The sequence below is a fragment of the Rudaea cellulosilytica DSM 22992 genome, from assembly GCF_000378125.1.
GTDB classification, from domain to species: Bacteria; Pseudomonadota; Gammaproteobacteria; order Xanthomonadales; family Rhodanobacteraceae; genus Rudaea; species Rudaea cellulosilytica.
In genome coordinates, this window is the sequence record NZ_KB899242.1 from 387,926 (window position 1) to 406,514 (window position 18,589).

Consider the following 18,589-nt stretch of genomic DNA (forward strand, 5'->3'; position numbering starts at 1 on the left):
CGCCGTCTCTGGCGGTCGGCGAGCCTCAGCAAGCATTCACGATCATTCGGAATTTTTCGCCGCATCGCAGCATCACGGTGAATCCGCGCTTCTTGTGGAAAAAGAAGGGCGCCAAGCGGCGCCCTCCTCTGCAACGCAAACAATGGACGAAACTATTTCGATGCCGGGGCAGCGACCGCGGTCTTGCTGGCTGCCTTGGCGAAATCGCCAGCCTGCGACCAGACCACGTCCGCAGGCTTGATCCACTTCCTGATCACCGCGTTGACCTGCTCGATGCCCAGGTCGGCGACGGCCTTGTGCAGCGTGGAGTAATAGTCGAACTTGCGATCAATGTGCTGCGAACTGTTGAGCAGCCAGGCCTCGAATCCGTCGCTGGCCCATGAGCTGGTCACACTCGATGCATAGGACTTCTTCGCGCTCGCAAGCTCGTCAGCGCTGATGCCATCGCGCACGAAGCGTTCAAGCTCTTCCTTGAAGTCGGTTTCAACCTTGGCGCGATTCTGTGGCGCGTAGATCGCGGAGAACACGATGCTGCCGGTCTTCTCGAATTCGCTGACGGACAGACGTGCACCGGCGCCGTAAGACAATCCATCCTTGACGCGCAGGCGCGCGATCAGGCGATTGTCGAAGCCATTGCTGCCGAGCACTTCGACCGCTGCGATCAGGGCCGGATAGTCCGGATCGTTGTCCTGCAGCGGCAGCGGCAAATTACCGACCGCAAACGCGTTGGCTTTGTCCGGCGTTTCAGCGGAGAGGCGGCTTGCTCTCGCCTGGCTCATCGGTGACGGCACGCGTGCGTAGCCGGCGGTCGACTTCCAGTCGCCGAACAGCTTGGTGATTTCCTCTTTCACCTTGACCGGATCGAAATCGCCTACGACCGCGAGCTCGGCATTGTTCGCGCCGTAATAGTCCTTGTAGAACTTCTTCACGTCGTCGAGCTTGAGCGCGTTGATATCTTTGATCTGCTCCTCGATTGCCGGCGTGTAGCGCACATCGTCAACCGGATACGGGTACAGGTAGCGATTGAGCGCGCGATTCGCGATCGGCTGCGGTTCCTTCGACGCGGATTCGAGTGCACCGATCTGCTGGTGCTTGAGTTGCTCGAATTCGTCGGCCGGAAACGAAGGCTCGCGCAGAATCTCCGTGGCGAGCTCGAGCGCATCGGCGAGGTGCTCGCGCTTGGTCTCGAACATCGCATAGCCGCTCGTCGCCCCACCGCCGACGTTCAGATGCGTCTTCAACGCGTCGGTCAAATCGGAAATCTGCGCGCGCGTATGTTTGCTCGTGCCGCGCGCGAGCATTTCGCCGGTGACGTTGCCGACGACGCGCTTGCCCTTCAGATTCGCCTCGCTGCCAAAGTGCGTCTGCAGGTTGACGTTGACGGTTTCGCCGCGTGTCTTCTTCGGCAGCAGTGCGACTTTGAGCCCGTTAGCCAGCGCGAAACGCTGCGTACGCGCGTCGATGTTCTCGGGTGTGGCCTTGAAGTCTTCGCCTGCGGCGACAGCAGCGCCACCCTTGAAGTCCTTCAGCAGCGCGGCGACATCGGCCTTGGCCGGCGCGGGCGCGCGGTCGGGCTTGTCGGTCGGGATGAATTTGCCGAGCGTTCGATTGGAAGGCTTCAGCCATGCGAGAGCGGCACGATTGACCTCATCGAGCTTCAAGTTCTTCATACGATCGCGCTCGAAGAAGAGGATGCGCCAGTCGCCTTGCGAAATCGCTCCCGAGATCGCGATCGCGAAGAACTGCGGGTTTTCCATTATTTTCTCGAACTGGTTCGCTTCCTGCTGCTGCGCACGCTTCAACTCTTCGGCCGTGACCGGCTCCTTGGCGAGGCCTTCGACCGTGTCGATGAGAATCTTCTTCGCCGCGGCGAGGTCGTCGCTCGGCCTCAGATTCGCTCCCGCATAAAAATAACCAGGCTCGGCGAGGCTCGCGCTGTAGGCGTATGCGGCCTTGGCCTTGCCGGTTTCGACGAGGCGCTTGTGCAAACGCCCGTTCGGTACGTCGCCAAGTGCGTTCGCAACCACGTCGAGTGCGGCAGCATCGGGCGCCGCAGCGGGTACGGTATGGTAGAGCGCTCCGACGAGTTGTTCGGCGCCGACGCGGCGCAGCGTCACTTCGCGCTCGCCATCCTGCACCGGATCGAGCGTCCACGATTTTTCGAGCACGCGCGTCGGCTTGGCCAGCGAAGAAAATTTTTGCGCGATCACCTCGAGCACATGCTGCGCATCGAAATGGCCGGCGACGATCAGGGTCGCATTGTCGGGTTGGTAGTACTTGCGATAGAACGCCTGCAGATGCGCGATGTTGACGTTCTCCACATCGGCGCGCGCACCGATCGTCGACTTGCCGTAGTTGTGCCAGTTGTAAGCGGCCGAGAGCATGCGCTGATTGAGGATGCGGCCCGGATTGTTCTCCCCGTTTTCCATCTCGTTGCGCACGACGGTCATCTCGGGATCGAGATCGGCCTTGGAAATATTCGCGCCGATCATGCGTTCGGCTTCCATGCCGAGTGCCCAGTCGATCGACGCCGGGTCGGTCGGAAAGGTCTCGAAATAATTCGTGCGGTCGACGTTGGTCGAGCCGTTGAACTGCATGCCGCGCTTGGACAGTTCCTGGCCGATGTTCGTGTACGAGGTGCTGCTCTTGAACATCAGATGCTCAAGCAGGTGCGCCATGCCGGTTTCGCCGTAGTCCTCCATGCGGCTGCCGACGTGGTAGGTGACATTGACCGTCACCGTCGGTTTGGAGTTGTCCGCAAACAGCAGCAACTGCAAACCGTTGGCGAGCCGGTACTCACTCACGCCTTCCACTTCGGTCACCTTCGCTACGCCCTTCGGCAACGCACTGTCGGCGAACGCGGGGGCGGCCACGACCAAGGCAAGCATCACGCCGGCCAGCGTCGCAAAAACTTGTTTCACACTCACGATCTGCTCCTTAGATGTCGAGGGATGCGTTGCAGGTTGCAGCGAGTGAGGTCAGCCGAGTCCGGTACGTGCAGAGCGAAACGCAGCGCCGCAATGGCGCTGCGTCCACATTCGTTCGGAAGAGCGCCGGCTTTGATTTCAGTCGCCGCAATTGATCGCGGATTCAAAGGCCAGACGAGTCAGCGGAAATTGACCGCTGCCGAACTCAGGCAGGCTCGACTGATAGGCGAACTGCGCCGCTGAACAACTCGTCACATCAATGTCTACCGTGCCCCACTCGCTCGGCTTGGCTCCGGTCGGCGCCCCGCCGGGCTGCAGCACGCCGCCGAGATTGCTATACATGAGCGCATGGACATGCCGATCGGATGTCAGCGTGCCGACGCCGAACAGCCATGCCTGATTGCCGTTTTGGTCGAATGTGTTCCAGAACACCATCACGTCCTTGTTGTCGTGGATGCGTTGCACGGAAACGTAATGGCCGTTGCTGATGCCGGGCACGTAGTACAGCCCGTTCATGCCGTTAGCCGTCACCAATCCCAAACCACCACCCGACTCGTATGCGCCTGCATCGCAGCTCATCGCGTTGCGCGTCACGCCGCGCGCATCGGTTGCTTCGCAATACTTCGCGATAGCCGTGCGATAGGCGGGATTTCCGTAGCCGATCTGCACGGTAGGCACGAGGCCACCATGATCAGATGCCGCGGGTAGAACAAGGCCACCAACAATCTTGTCGCCTGCATCGGCCGACAATCCGCAACTGGTATCGGTAGCGACATTCCCACCCAGAGATGTCACTGCCACATTGCCGTTTCCGCAAGCCGCACCGTCACTTCTTGCAAGGACCGAATTGGAAATAAGTACTCCCGGGTCGATCGAACTAGAATATGCCACAAAGTTCAGCCCGCCTCTGACGTTGTTCGAAAACGTCGAGTTGTATATCTCGGCCTTTCCGGCGCTTGTTATCAGACTCGCGTCGTTGTTGTCGGCGATGGTAGCGTTGCGTATCACCAGAGCGCCGTAGGACATGATGAATCCCGCATAGCCGCCATAGGCTCCCACATCGAGGTTGACCGGTCGTTCCACGCCGCGAATCGCAACACGTTCCAACGTCAAACTGCCAGCGTTCTGTATCGCAGGCATTGCTATGAACGAGCCACCAAAGCCGTCGACAACTGCGCCGCAATGAGCAGGAACGGGGTTATCACCGGCGGTGGTGATTATTGCGTTGCGCAGCATCACCGTAGCGTGCGCGCCGATGCCTGCGCACAAAAACTGAAAAGTCGATCCTTGTGCATCAATGTCGATGCTCCCACTCGTCGCATCGATCTCGCATACGGGATAGCGACCACCGCGGGCAAGCAGGATTGTGACATTCGTGCCAGAGTTAGATGCCGCCGTCACGGCTTTGCCGAGTCCACCGCAGTCACCGTCGGCAATCCGCACAACTTCGGCCGCGGCGGTTTCGTAAAAGCCAAAAGCAAGGGTCAGCAACAGGATAAAGCGCAGCATGGCGTCCCTCCTCCGTAAGTGATTTTGGCCTTGTTCTTTCAGATACCCGGCATTGCACCGGATATCGTTTTAAGGCTCGGCGCTAAAGACTGGTGAGGCCATCGAAAAGTTCAGAGTACATTAAGCTCAACGCAGCCCGGTTTCGTTGCGCGCGATCACCATGCGCTGGATTTCGCTCGTGCCTTCGTAGATCTCGGTGATCTTGGCATCACGGAAATAACGCTCCAGCGGCATTTCCTTGGAATAGCCCATGCCGCCGTGTACCTGGATCGCCTGATGCGTGATCCACATCGCCGATTCCGATGCAGTGAGCTTGGCGACCGCGGCCTCGGTCGAGAATTTGCCGCCGCTCTTTTCCGCCTGCTGCTTGGCCCAGGCCGCGCGCAGCACGAGCCAATAACTCGCATCGAGCTTGCACTTCATGTCGGCGATCTTCTGCTGAATCATCTGGAAGCTGCCGATCGACTGGCCGAACGCCTTGCGGTCGCGCGCGTAGACCAAGGTCGCCTCGTAGGCCGCGCGCGACAACCCGACGGCCTGTGAGGCGATGCCGATACGGCCCGCATCGAGCACGCTCATCGCGACCTTGAAGCCTTCACCCTCGACGCCGATCAAGTCTTCGGCCGGCACGCGGTAGTCAGTGAATTCGATTTCGCAAGTCGCCGAAGCGCGGATGCCGAGCTTGGGCTCGGTCTTGCCGCGATGGAAGCCGGCGCGCTCGGTGTCGATCATCAGCGCGCTGATGCCCTTCGCGCCCTTCGCCGGATCGGTCATCGCGAACAGCAGGATGTACTTGGCGAACGGGCCCGAGGTAATCCAGCTCTTCTTGCCGTTGACGATGAAACTGCCGTCGGCCTGCTTGACCGCGCGCAGCTTCATCGCCGTCGCATCGGAACCGGACTGCGGCTCAGTCAGCGCGAACGCGCCGATCGCCTTGCCCGAGGCAATCGGCTCGACGTATTTGAGCTTCTGTTCGTGCGTGCCGAACTTGAGCAGGCCGTTGCAGTAGAGCGTGTTGTTGACCGACATGATCGTCGACGTGGCGCAATCGGCCGCGGCAATTTCGATCATCGCGAGCACGTAGGAAATCGAATCCATGCCCGCGCCGCCGTATTCGACCGGCACCTCGATGCCCATCAGACCGAGCGCGCCCATCTCGCGGATGTTGTCGAGCGGGAACTCGCCCTTCGCATCGAACTCGGCCGCGACCGGGGCAATGCGCTTCTGCGCGAAGTCACGCGCGATGGCCTGGATGGAAAGCTGGTCTTCGCTGAAGTTGAAATCCATAACGGCTCCCAATTGATGTTTTTCTGGCGGGCATAAGCAGAACGGTCATTTTACTGCTTCGCCCTACCGCTTCGTGTAATCCGCGAAATCGCAGGGTTTGCCGCGCAGGCGTTGATTGAGCATCCAGCCGAGCAGGCCGGGCGTCGCATAGGCGCGATGCCAGATCACGTGTTCCTCTTGCGGATACTCGGTGTAGATCGGCCGCGCGCCCAGCGCGCGCAGCGCGCGTACGACCGCGCGCGAGCCGACCATCGCACCGCCGTAGCCAGTCTCGACGTCGGTGTCGTTGTCCTTGCCGCCGTGGAAAATCCATTGCGGCACAGACGCGATCGGTGCGAGGCCCGAGGTTTCGGTCATGCCCGACATCGGCACGCCAGCGGCGAAACAGGCGGGCCAGGCCTTGAGCGCGTCCCACACTCCCGTTCCGCCGTCGGAGATGCCGGTAAGGATCACGCGACGCCTGTCGATCGGAAAGCGCGCGAACGCATCGCGCACGACCGATGCGATGCGCGCCGCCGGCCAATAGGCATCGGTCGTTTCCGGCGCGATGTAGACGAACGGAACATCCGCCGAGATCGCCTGGTCGATCAACTGCATCGAGCCGTTGCCATATCCGCCGAGCTGCGATTCGTTGTCGGTGCCGTCCTGCCAGTCGCCGTGCAGGAAAATTACCAGCGGCAGCAGCTCGTTGTTTTGGCGTCCGGGGGTGACGATGGCGCGGTACGGCACGTGCAGCGCGTCTTCGGTCCAGTACTTGCCGAGCGCGCTTGCTTCCACGGCAAAGCACGGCGCGCTCAGCAACAAAATCAGCGCGATCAAAAACAGCTTGGCGAGGAATTTCATTGCATCCATTTCGTTCATTGCTTTTCGCATGAGCAACCGCCGCGTCCGCAAACATTGACGCTGCAGTCACACAAGTATAATCTCCGCATATATCTTTCAATCAAGATGAAAGGATAAATGGATCTCTCCTCGACCTCGGCCCTGTTGCGCCTGCTTTCGGACCCGACCCGGGTGCGGCTGCTCGCGCTGCTCGAACGCGAGGAGCTGACCGTGGCCGAACTCTCCGACGTGCTGCGCCTCGCCCAGCCGCGCGTTTCGACGCACCTGGCCAAGCTGAAGGAGGCCGACCTCGTGCGCGACCGCCGCGCAGGCGTGTCGGCCTATTATCGCTACAACTCCGAGCTCGACGCGAAATCGTCGGCTTTCCTGCACGCGTTGCGCGAAACGATCGACGACGCTGTGCTCCGGAACGATGCGCAACGCCTGCCGACCGTGCTCGCCGAACGCGCGCGCGCCGAAGGCTGGGCCGATACCGTCGCCGGCGACATGGAACGCCACTATTCGCCGGGGCGCACCTGGGAAGCGCTCGCGCGCGCGCTGGCCGGACTGATCGACCCGGGCGACGTGCTCGACGTCGCCTCGGGCGATGGCGCGCTGGCCGAGCTGCTCGCACCGCACGCGCACAGCATCGTCTGCGTCGATTCGAGCGAACGCGTGGTCAACGCGGCGCGCGCGCGACTCAAGGCATTTGCCAACGTCGAAGTCACGCTGGGCGACATGCACGCCCTTGACCTCGGTGTGCGGCGCTTCGACCTTGTCTTGTCGATGCACGCCCTCACCTACAGCGAAGCCCCGGTGCGAGCAATCGCGGAGGCCGCGCGCGTGCTCAAGCCGGGCGGGCGCCTGCTCGTGACCACGCTGGCCAAACACGCGCACCGCACCGCGGTCGCGCCGTTCGACCACCGCAACCTCGGCTTCAAGGATGCCGATCTGCGCGACTTCGCGCACAAGGCCGGCCTCAAGGTGCTCAGCTGCACGCGCCTGACGCGCGAGCGCAGGCCGCCGCATTTCGAAGTGCTCTCGCTGTTGGCGCGGAAGGTTTGACGAGAATTTTTTTAACGCGGATCAAGGCGGATTAGATACGGATGAAAATCTGATAGAGCAGAGTTGTTTATTTCAGATGGATTGAATCCGCTCTTATCCGTTCTGATCAGATTTTATCCGCGTTAGACGCTTTTCCCTGAGGACGCCCATATGAACAACAACCTGCCCTGGCTCAATCCGGAGCGCACGCAGCTACTACTCGACGCACTGGCCAAGCGCATCCTCGTCATCGACGGTGCGATGGGCACGATGCTGCAGTCGTACAAGCTCGAAGAGGACGGCTATCGCGGCCAGCGCTTCGCCGAAGGCAAGGACGCGCACGGCCAGCACGAGCATCACGGCCCTGGCTGCGATCTCAAGGGCAACAACGACCTGCTCTCATTGACCCAGCCCGAGATCATCAAGGCCGTGCACATGGCCTATCTCGATGCGGGCGCGGACCTGATCGAGACGAACACGTTCAACTCGACCACGATCAGCCAGGCCGACTATCACCTCGAACACCTCGCCTACGAGCTCAACCGTGAAGGCGCGCGCCTCGCACGCGAGTGCTGCGACGCAGCCGAGGCGAAGACTCCCGATCAGCCGCGCTTCGTCATCGGCGTGCTCGGGCCGACCAGCCGCACTGCTTCGATCTCGCCCGACGTGAACAATCCGGGCTTCCGCAACGTGACGTTCGAAGAACTCGACACGGCCTATCGTGACGCCACGCGCGGGCTGCTCGACGGCGGCGCCGACGTAGTCATGGTCGAGACGATCTTCGATACGCTCAACGCCAAGGCCGCGCTGTACGCGATCGGCCAGGAATTCGCGCGCCGCGGCGCGCGCGTACCGATCATGATCTCGGGCACGATCACCGACATGTCCGGCCGCACGCTGTCGGGCCAGACCGCCGAGGCGTTCTATTACTCGCTGCGCCACTCGCAACCGCTGTCGATCGGCCTCAACTGTGCACTCGGTGCGAGCGAACTACGCGCCTATGTCGACGCGCTGGCGCAGGTCTCCGAGTGCTACGTCTCGACGCATCCAAACGCGGGCCTGCCGAACGCGTTCGCCGAATACGACGAAACACCCGAACAGATGGCGGCGACGGTCGGCGAGTTCGCGACCAGCGGCCTTGTCAATCTCGTCGGCGGCTGCTGCGGCACGAGTCCGGCGCATATCCGCGCGATCGCGCAGGCGGTGCGCGGCGTCGCGCCGCGGGCGCTGCCGAAGGTTGAATCGCAGGCCGCATGAAACCCCCTGCTCGTCATTCCCGCGAAAACGGGAATGACGTCAAAAGAAGAAAGCACGAAAACATGACCGAACTCCCCCGCCACACCCGCCTTTCCGGCCTCGAGCCGTTTGTCATCACGCCGGACCTGCTCTTCGTCAACGTCGGCGAACGCACCAATGTCACCGGCTCGGCCGCGTTCAAGAAACTGATCAAAGAAGACCGCTACGACGAAGCCGTCGAAGTCGCGCGCCAGCAGGTCGAGAACGGTGCGCAGATCATCGACGTCAACATGGACGAGGGCCTGATCGACTCCGAAATGGCGATGGCGAAGTTCCTCAACCTGATCGCCGCCGAGCCAGATATCGCGCGCGTGCCGGTCATGGTCGACTCGTCGAAATGGACAGTGATCGAGTCCGGCCTGCGCTGCCTGCAGGGCAAAGGCGTGGTCAATTCGATCTCGCTCAAGGAAGGCGAGGAAATCTTCCTCGAACATGCGCGCAAGGTGCTCGCCTACGGCGCGGCCGTCGTCGTCATGGCGTTCGACGAAACCGGCCAGGCCGACACGAAGGCGCGCAAGGTCGAGATCTGCGCACGCGCCTACAAGATTCTCACCGAGCAGGTCGGCTTTCCGCCGGAAGACATCATCTTCGATCCGAACATCTTCGCGATCGCAACCGGCATCGAGGAGCACAACAACTACGCGGTCGACTTCATCGAAGCGACGCGCGAGATCAAGGCGACATTGCCGCATTGCCATGTCTCCGGCGGCGTGTCGAACGTGTCGTTCTCGTTCCGCGGCAACGAGACCGTGCGCGGGGCGATCCACAGCGTGTTCCTCTACCACGCGATCAAGGCCGGCATGGACATGGGCATCGTCAACGCCGGCGCACTGCCGATCTACGACGACCTCGATGCCGAACTGCGCGAGCGCGTCGAAGACGTCGTGCTCAACCGCCGCGCGGACGCCACCGAACGCCTGCTTGAGCTGTCCGAGAAATACAAGGGCAAGAAGGGCGCAGCCGAAGTCGAGACGCAGGCCTGGCGCGATCTGCCCGTGCGCGAACGCCTGAGCCACGCGCTCGTGCACGGCATCGACGCCTACGCCGAAGTCGACACCGAGGAAGCGCGCCTGCTCAGCACGCGCCCGCTCGACGTGATCGAAGGCCCGCTGATGGACGGCATGAACGTCGTCGGCGATCTGTTCGGCGCGGGCAAGATGTTCCTACCGCAGGTGGTGAAGTCGGCGCGCGTGATGAAGAAGGCGGTGGCCTACCTGCTGCCATTCATCGAAGCGGAGAAGGCGCGTACCGGCGACGTGGGCAAGTCGAACGGCAAGATCATCATGGCCACGGTCAAAGGTGACGTGCACGACATCGGCAAGAACATCGTCGGCGTCGTGCTCCGCTGCAACAACTTCGATGTGGTCGATCTCGGCGTGATGGTGCCGGCGCAGAAGATCCTCGATGCGGCCAAGGCCGAGAACGCCGACATGATCGGCTTGTCCGGCCTGATCACACCCTCGCTCGAGGAAATGAGCCACGTCGCCAAGGAAATGCAGCGTCAGAACTTCCACGTGCCACTGCTGATCGGCGGCGCGACGACCTCGCGCGCGCACACCGCGCTGAAGATCGAGCCGCACTACAAATCGCCGACGGTCTGGGTCAAGGATGCCTCGCGTGCGGTCGGCGTTGCCCAATCGCTGATCTCGAAGGATCTCGTCAACGAGTTCATGGCGAAGATCCGTGCGGAGTACGCCGACATCCGCGAGCGCCATAAGGACCGCGGTCCGGCCAAGCGACTCGTCTCGCTCGAGCACGCGCGCGGGCAGGCGTTCGACGGAAAATGGGAAACGTATACTCCATCCATGCCGAACCGGCCCGGGATCACCGTGCTCGACGACTACCCGCTCGCCGAACTGGTCGAACGCATCGACTGGTCGCCGTTCTTCAACACCTGGGAACTGGCCGGTCACTACCCGCAGATTCTCGACGACGCGATCGTCGGCAAACAGGCGCGTGAGTTGTTCGACGACGCGCAGAAGATGCTGAGAAAGATCGTCGCCGAGAAATGGCTCAAGGCCAGCGCGGTGATCGGTTTCTGGCCAGCGGCGCGCGTCGGCGACGATGTCGAACTCACGCTGGAGTCTGGCAAAAAGACGACGCTGCACTTCCTGCGCCAGCAGGCCGACAAACCGCCCGGCCGCCCCGACTTCTGCCTCGCTGACTTCGTCACGCCGAAAGACTCGGGCAAGCAGGATTGGGTCGGCGGCTTTGCCGTCACCTCCGGCATCGGCATCGAGGACAAGCTCGAAGAGTTCGGCAAGTCGTATGACGACTATTCCTCGATCCTGCTCAAGGCCTTGGCCGACCGTCTCGCTGAAGCGTTCGCCGAGCGCCTGCACGAGCGCGTGCGCAAGGAATTCTGGGGCTACGCGGCCGACGAGACCTTGGCCAATGATGAATTGATCGCGGAAAAATATCGCGGCGTCCGCCCTGCTCCCGGCTACCCCGCCTGCCCCGATCACACCGAGAAAGGCACGCTGTTCGCCCTGCTCGACGCAACCAGGAATACGGGCATCGAGCTCACCGAGAGCTTCGCGATGTACCCGACCGCGGCCGTGTCCGGCTGGTACTTCAGCCATCCGGATAGCCAGTACTTCGTGCTCGGTCGAGTCACCAAGGAACAGGTCGAAGACTACGCGAAACGCAAGGGCTGGACACTGGCCGAAGCCGAGCGCTGGCTCGCGCCGAACCTCGACTACGACCCCGAATAGCCATCGCCATCCTTTTGCGACGAGCGATTTTTCACGCGAGCGTAAAAGTGTAAGCTCGGCATATCGATCACGACTTGGGGAGAAGTCATGAACCCGATCCGCCGTCGCCTCGCCGCGACATTCGGCGCATGCGCGCTGTCCGCGTGCGCGTCCGCGCCGTCACAGAAATCCGAGCCACACACCGACCATGCCGAGCACGCCGGCATGGTCGCGCCCGCTTCGACGCTCGCACAATGGGCGCAGGGCGCGCAGCGCCTGGATGGCCTGGGCGCTTACGCGCGCAAGATCACGACCGACTCGCCCGAAGCGCAGGCCTATTTCAATCAAGGTCTGAATCTGATCTACGGCTTCAACCACGACGAAGCCGTGCGCGCCTTCGCCAAAGCCGTCGAACTCGATCCGGCCTGCGCGATCTGCTACTGGGGCGCGGCCGAAGCGCTCGGTCCGAACTACAACATGCCAGCGATGGAGCAGCGCTGGCAGGCGCTATGGGATGCCGTCCAAGCCGCGCACAAGCATGCTGCGCACGCGATGCCAGCCGAGCAGGCGTTGATCGGCGCACTCGGCAAGCGCTACGCCGGCCCGACTCCAATGCCGCCCGAGAAGATGCAGCCGTTCAACGACGCCTACGCGAGCGCGATGCGCGAGGTCGCGAAGCAGTATCCGGCCGATGACGACGTGCAGGTGTTCTTCGCCGAAGCGCTGATGACGGCCAATCCGTGGAAGTTGTGGAGCAACGACGGCAACGCCGCGCCGGGCACCGAGGAGATAGTCGCGACGCTTGAAGGTGTGCTCGCGCGCAGCCCGACGCATCCGGGCGCCAATCACTACTACATCCATGCGGTCGAAGCTTCGAGACATCCGGAAAAAGCACTGGCTGCCGCCGATCGCCTCGCTGCGCTCATGCCCGGCGCGGGCCACATCGTGCACATGCCGTCGCACATCTACCAGCGCATCGGTCGCTACGCCGATGCCAGCACGGCGAACCTCGACGGCGCGAAAGCCGATGCCGCCTACGTCGACAAAGCCAAGCCGCCCGGCTGGATGTATTACAGCGGCATGTATTTCACCCACAACTACCAGTTCCTCGGCTACTCGGAAGCGATGCGCGGTCGCTCGGCCGCGGCACTGCAGGCGATGCGCGAGATGACGTCGCAGCTCACCGACGAATCGCTGCACATGGGCACTGGTCTCGACTGGTATGCGGCCGAGCCCTTGTTCGTGATGGAGCGCTTCGGCCGCTGGCAGGACATCCTCGCCGTGCCGGCGCCGGACCCGAAGCTGCTCGGTCTATCAGCCGCGTACCGCTACGCGCGCAGTGCTGCCTTCGCCGCGACGAGCCGGGTCGATGCCGCGATGGCGGAGAAAAGCGAACTCGATGCCATCGCCAAAGCCACACCGGGCGACGCGCCGGCCGGCCTAAACAAGGCCAGCGATCTCATCGCCGTGGCATCAGCAATCGCCACGGCACGCATCGCCACCGCGCAGGGCAGGCGCAGCGAGGCCATTGCCGCGCTGCGCGACGCGGTCGCCAAAGAGGACAGGCTCGACTACGACGAACCGGCCGACTGGTTCGTCCCGGTGCGCCACCTGCTCGGCGCGGAACTGCTGCGCGAGCACAAGGCGAAGGAAGCCGAACAGGTCTATCGCGACGATCTGCTGCGCCATCCGGAAAACGGCTGGGCGCTGTATGGTCTCGCACAGTCGCTCAAGGCGCAGCGCAAGGTGAAGGAAGCTGCGGCGGTGGAGCAACGTTTCAGGCAGGCGTGGAAAGATGCCGACGTCGTCCTGGCCGCATCGGCGTATTAACTGCGTGGTTCCTCGTGCTCGCCCGTACTCAGGTCACGGTGGCGTATGTGCGCGTAGACGTTGTAGATCGACACGAACATCGGGAACGCGGTCTGGATGATGCCAACCGAGTCGTTCTTGCCCCAGATGAAATAGGCAAGCGTCAGCACGCTGCCGGTCACCGACAGATACCAGAACATCATCGGTACGGTGACGCGTTTCAGTTTCTTCGTCACATAGAACTGCACGAACCAGCGCGCGGTGAACAGCACCGTGCCGATAAAGCCGACGAGCTTCCAGCCGGTGACGGCGACCTTGAACAGGTGGAAGACATGCAGGTGGAACAGGACTTGGTCCATGAGGCTGGCCGGACGGCAAGGAAGGGGCGCGGATTTTAGCAAGCGCGGGTTCGAACCGCCTGAAGATCTTGTGCGTCGCCCCTTCGCGTCCCCGTGGTGCATCCCTGTGCGCCCCATCTGCCCACCCTTCCCCGGCACTACCTCGGGCGTAGCGCGGCTCAGGTTGCCATATCGCACATGAGCCGTTTTCGCCGGAACTGCGCTTTTCCCTGTTGAGGGCCGCAGCATCGCAGCGGGATCGTTCCTATCCGACCGTTGCGCGTCCCGTGAATTCAGGATCTTCCACGGAGAACGCTTCATGCAACCGCGCCCAATGCTTCACCACCTGCCGCTCGGCATCGCGGGCGTTCGCGCCGCATTCGCCGCGCTGATGCTCTTTATCGGCATCGCCCCCGTGCCGGCGCAGACGATCACGACCGTGGCCGGCGGCGCGATCTGCGACAACGCCAGCGCGCTGGCGATATCGGTGGCGCCAGGCGGCACCGCGGTCGACGCCGCCGGCAATATCTACGTGGCCGCGCTCACCTCGCACGCGGTGTGCAAGATCACCCCCGGCGGCGTGATCAGCCATGTCGCCGGCACCGGCACGGCGGGCTTCAGCGGCGATGGCGGTGCGGCCACGTCCGCACAATTGAACTACCCGAACCACATCGTCCTCGACGGTAACGGCAACCTGTACATCGCCGACAGCAGCAACCAGCGCATCCGCAAGGTGACACCCGCGGGAACCATCAGCACGTTTGCAGGCGGCGGCTTCGGCGGCGACGGCAGCGCGGCGACGGCGGCATCCCTGAACTTTCCCTCGGGACTCGCGTTCGACGGCAGCGGCAACCTGTACATCGCCGACACGACCAGTCATCGCATTCGCAAAGTCACTGCAGCGGACGGCAAGATCAACACCATCGCGGGCACCGGCACCGCAGGCTATTCGGGCGACGGCGCGGCAGCCGCGTCGGCGCAGCTCAACAGTCCGTACGGCATCGCGCTCGACGGTGCCGGCAATGTCTATGTCGCCGATCGCTTAAACCATCGCATCCGCAAGATCACGGCCGTGGACGGCAAGATTGCGACGATCGCCGGAAACGGCGTGCAGGGCTACTCGGGCGACGGCGGACCGGCCACGGCCGCACAGCTCTTCGTGCCGCACGCGGTCGCGGTCGATGCGGCCGGCAACAACATCTACATCGCCGACTGGCAGAACCATCGCCTGCGCAAGATCACGACCGCGGACGGCAAGATCACCACGATCGCCGGCAACGGCAGCGCGAACTACAGCGGCGAAAATGGGCCCGCGGCCGCAGCGCAGCTCAACTATCCGACTGCGCTGTCGCTCGATGCCGCGGGCAACCTGTTCGTCTCCGACTACAACAATTTCCGCGTACGCAAAATCGCCGCGGCCGATGCCAGCATCACCAGCGTGGCCGGCAACGGTACTCCGGGCTGGAGTGGCGACGGCGGCGCGGCAACGTCAGCGCAGCTGGGCACCTATCTGCACATTGCCGTCGATGCGACCGGCAACCTCTATATTGCGGACAACGAGAACCATCGCATCCGCAAGGTCGCGACCAACGGAACGATCAGCACGTTCGCCGGCAACGGCACGCAGGGCTTCAGTGGCGACGGCGGTGCAGCCACGAGCGCGCAACTGAATTCCCCCGGCGGCATCGCATTCGACGGCGCGGGCAACCTGTACATCGCCGAACAGCTCGGCCAGCGCGTGCGCAAGGTTGCCACCGATGGCACGATCAGCACATTTGCCGGCAACGGCGTCTCTGACTTCAGCGGCGACGGCGGCCCCGCCGCGGCAGCACGCCTCTCGTTTCCGATGGGCGTCGCCGCCGACTCCGCCGGCAACGTGTACATCGCGGATACTTCCAACAGTCGCATCCGCAAGGTCGGCAGCGACGGCAAGATCAACACCATCGTGGGCAACGGCACACAGGGTTATGCCGGCGACAATGGCGCGGCGATCAACGCGCAGTTGAGCGGCCCTTCCGCCATCAAGCTCGATCGCACCGGCAACCTGTACATCGCCGACACCAGCAACCACCGCGTGCGCAAGGTCACCGCGGACGGCAACATCGCCACGATCGCCGGCACCGGCGCGCAGGGCTATAGCGGCGACGGCGGCGCGGCGACGGATGCGCAACTGTTGCTGCCGAGTGGACTGGCATTCAATCCGCTTGGCGAACTGAACATCGCCGACTGGTACGCCAATTCGGTGCGCAAGATCGCCGCGAATGGCGTGATCGATCGCATCGCCGGCAGCGGCGGCGGCAACCGCGGCTTCGGCGGCGACAACGGCCCGGCCATCGACGCGCTGTTGAGCAGTCCTTACGACATCGCTTTTGATGCGGCAGGCAACCTGTACATCGCCGATGGCGCGAACCGCCGCATCCGCAAAGTCGCCTCGTCCTACGCACAGAGCGGCACAAGCTTGCGGATAGAAACCCTTGGGTCCCACATCTATGGCGAAAGCCTCACCATCACCGTCACGGTGGGCGCCGCCTACGTGCCAACGGGCAAGGTGGACGTTTGTCTGGACGGCGATCCCGACCCGGATACCTTCTGTTGGCCGAACTTCGTATTTCCATGCACTGACCTGCCGCTTTCACCAAGCGCGACCAGTGGCGAATACGTCGCCACCTGCACGACTTCAACCTTGCCCGCCGGCGACCACAGCATTGCTGCACTTTATTCGGGCGATACATTCAATTTGCGCAGCTTCAATCTGGTCTCCCCCGTAACCATCACCAAGGCCAGCCAGGTCATTGCCGGCTTCGCCTCGACGCCGGCCAGTCCGGCATACACGCCCAATGGCACGTTCAGCGTTTCGGCCAGCGGTGGTGCCTCCACGAACCCTGTCGTGTTCGCATCCGCCACGCCGGCCGTGTGCTCAGTCAGCGGCAGCCAAGTGACCATGCTTGCCGCTGGCACCTGTTCGCTTTCGGCCAACCAGGACGGCGATGCCAACTACCTCGCTGCAGCACAAGTCATGCTGGACGTGCCGCTGGGCTTAGTCGGCACAAGTACAACAATTTCCCCGACGAATCCCAGCGTCTATGGCCAAAGCGTGACGCTGACCGCTACGCTGGACGCTGCGGCCGCTACCGGCACCATTACCTTCAGCGAAGGTGCAACGGTTCTCTGCGCCGCAGTCGCCATGAGCAATCATTCGGCGACCTGCCCGCTGCCCGCTTCGGCCCTGACCGTGGGCGGTCACGATTTCATCGCCAAATACAGCGGCGATGCGACCTATGCCACAAGCACCAGTGCGCCGTTGCATCACACGATCAACAAAGCGGCGAGCACGCTCGCGGTGACCGCCATCGCGCCGGGCAGCATCACCCTCGGCCAGTCGGCCCTGGTAACGGTCGCGCTTTCGGCAACCGCGCCGGGCGCGGGTACGCCGACCGGAACGATCACGGTCAGCGACGGCACGGTCAGCTGCAGCTTCTCGACGCCGGCGAACAACAATTGCGCCATCACGCCGACCGCCACGGGTGCGCGGCCGATCAGCGCGACGTATTCCGGTGACGCCAACTTCTCCGCGAGCACGGCTGCCGGAGGATTCCTGCTCGTGAATGATCCACCGCCGACGCAGAACCCGACCCTGACCACGCTGAGCCTTGCGCCGAATCCGGTCACGACGAGCCAGGTCGTCACCGCGACGCTCGGCGTGTCCGGCGGATCCGCGCCGACCGGCACCAGCCTTCGCGCGAGCGCGAATGCCTCACCTGCGGCGTTGTCCGGCACGGTCGTCGTCAGCGGCGGCGGACAGCAATGCACGGCGACGCTGGACGGCACGGGCGCCGGCAGTTGCACGCTGAGCTACGCAACGCCGGGCAGCTACACGGTCACCGCGAGCTATTCGGGTGACACGCGGTACGCGCCGTCGAGTGCGAGCGCAAACCTTGTGGTCAACATGGCAGTGCCACCGGCTGCCACCGTGGCGGCGCCAGCGCTGTCGTGGTGGGCGTTGCTGGGGTTGATCGCCACGCTCGCCGTGCATGCGCGCAGGGCGATCGCAAGACGCTGACCGACACGCCGCCGCTGCGGCTGGATGTTGATGCCATCCGCAGCGCCCTCAGACGCAAACGCAAACACCGCGCCAACATGCGGCGCGGGAGACTTACACATGCCGCGATTTCCCTTCGCCCTAGCCAGCTTGCTGCAGTTGGGCTCGCTGTCCGCTGTGGCCGCGTCGCCTGTGCAGCCGGCAGCAGCCGACATCTTTGTCGAAACCGCCTTTCGCCTCGGCGTACCGCGCGACTACGCCAGCGCGAGCGGCTTGCATCACGTGCGCGAGCCGCAACAATTGGCCCTTATCGGCGGCCGCGACGCACTCGGCTACGCGCAGCGCCTGATTCCGCAGGCTGCACGCGCCTGGGCACGCATGCGCGAGGCGGCGGCGCGCGAGGGCGTCGAACTGCGTGCGGTGTCGACGTTCCGCAGCGTCGAAGCGCAGCTGGCGATCGTGCGCGCGAAGCTTGCGCGCGGGCAGACGATCGATGCGATCCTGCGTGTCAACGCTGCGCCAGGCTACAGCGAGCACCACAGCGGGCGCGCGATCGACATCGGCACATCGGGCTATGCTCCGACCGAAGAAGAATTCGAGCGTTCGCCTGCGTTCGCATGGTTGAAGCGGAATGCCGCAGCCTATGGTTTCGACCTGAGTTATCCGCGCGGCAACCCGCATGCGCTGGCCTATGAGCCCTGGCACTGGTACTGGCGCGGCGATGATGCGGAAAGCACGCTGCCGCTGACCGAACTGGCCGCAAGCAACGACTCACCGGCGCCAACGAACTTGTTCACGCGATCGCGCTAGCGCGGCGCTCGCGGT

At 63.3% G+C, this 18,589-nt stretch carries 11 protein-coding genes; 6 read left to right on the forward strand and 5 right to left on the reverse strand.

The window, feature by feature from the left end; genetic code table 11:
• Window positions 1-152 precede the first annotated feature (152 nt).
• From F455_RS20640 to F455_RS22050, 4 genes are all read right to left on the reverse strand, one after another.
• The gene (locus F455_RS20640) at window positions 153-2,927 is read right to left on the reverse strand and encodes a M16 family metallopeptidase (RefSeq protein ID WP_033409794.1); all 2,775 of its coding nucleotides are present in this window, start codon (window positions 2,925-2,927) and stop codon (window positions 153-155) included.
• A 138-nt stretch (window positions 2,928-3,065) separates the two neighbouring features.
• Window positions 3,066-4,436 carry a choice-of-anchor Q domain-containing protein gene (locus F455_RS22045; protein WP_018973441.1) on the reverse strand — a complete coding sequence of 457 codons (1,371 nt, stop codon included), beginning with the start codon at window positions 4,434-4,436 and terminating at the stop codon, window positions 3,066-3,068.
• A 126-nt stretch (window positions 4,437-4,562) separates the two neighbouring features.
• Window positions 4,563-5,723 (reverse strand): acyl-CoA dehydrogenase family protein, encoded by a 1,161-nt coding sequence (locus F455_RS0111510; RefSeq protein ID WP_018973442.1) that lies wholly within the window; start codon window positions 5,721-5,723, stop codon window positions 4,563-4,565.
• A gap of 63 nt (window positions 5,724-5,786) precedes the next feature.
• On the reverse strand, window positions 5,787-6,584 hold the full coding sequence (locus F455_RS22050) for a carboxylesterase family protein (protein WP_018973443.1): 798 nt from the start codon (window positions 6,582-6,584) through the stop codon (window positions 5,787-5,789).
• Between the two features lie 99 nt (window positions 6,585-6,683).
• Here F455_RS22050 and F455_RS0111520 point away from each other — a divergent pair, with 99 nt between their 5' ends.
• The 4 genes from F455_RS0111520 to F455_RS0111535 all read left to right on the forward strand — a co-directional run bounded on the left by F455_RS0111520 (window position 6,684) and on the right by F455_RS0111535 (window position 13,408).
• Window positions 6,684-7,610 carry an ArsR/SmtB family transcription factor gene (locus F455_RS0111520; protein ID WP_018973444.1) on the forward strand — a complete coding sequence of 309 codons (927 nt, stop codon included), beginning with the start codon at window positions 6,684-6,686 and terminating at the stop codon, window positions 7,608-7,610.
• 150 nt (window positions 7,611-7,760) lie between these two features.
• Window positions 7,761-8,846 carry a homocysteine S-methyltransferase family protein gene (locus F455_RS0111525; RefSeq protein ID WP_018973445.1) on the forward strand — a complete coding sequence of 362 codons (1,086 nt, stop codon included), beginning with the start codon at window positions 7,761-7,763 and terminating at the stop codon, window positions 8,844-8,846.
• Entirely contained in the window at window positions 8,843-11,599 is a 2,757-nt protein-coding gene (gene metH, locus F455_RS0111530) for a methionine synthase (RefSeq protein WP_211212313.1), read from the forward strand. Before F455_RS0111525 ends, metH begins: the two co-directional genes overlap by 4 nt.
• An 87-nt stretch (window positions 11,600-11,686) precedes the next feature.
• Window positions 11,687-13,408 carry a tetratricopeptide repeat protein gene (locus F455_RS0111535; protein WP_018973447.1) on the forward strand — a complete coding sequence of 574 codons (1,722 nt, stop codon included), beginning with the start codon at window positions 11,687-11,689 and terminating at the stop codon, window positions 13,406-13,408.
• Here the strand turns inward: F455_RS0111535 and F455_RS0111540 are convergent.
• Window positions 13,405-13,746, reverse strand: a complete 342-nt coding sequence (locus tag F455_RS0111540; RefSeq protein WP_018973448.1) for a lipid-A-disaccharide synthase N-terminal domain-containing protein — start codon at window positions 13,744-13,746, stop codon at window positions 13,405-13,407. The two genes, F455_RS0111535 and F455_RS0111540, sit on opposite strands and share 4 nt — an antisense overlap.
• A gap of 298 nt (window positions 13,747-14,044) precedes the next feature.
• Between F455_RS0111540 and F455_RS22055 the strand changes: the two genes are divergently transcribed.
• On the forward strand, window positions 14,045-17,785 hold the full coding sequence (locus tag F455_RS22055; RefSeq protein ID WP_018973449.1) for an NHL domain-containing protein: 3,741 nt from the start codon (window positions 14,045-14,047) through the stop codon (window positions 17,783-17,785).
• Window positions 17,786-17,884: 99 nt separating this feature from the next.
• Window positions 17,885-18,574, forward strand: a complete 690-nt coding sequence (locus F455_RS20660; RefSeq protein WP_245539983.1) for a M15 family metallopeptidase — start codon at window positions 17,885-17,887, stop codon at window positions 18,572-18,574.
• The last annotated feature ends 15 nt before the right edge of the window (window positions 18,575-18,589 follow it).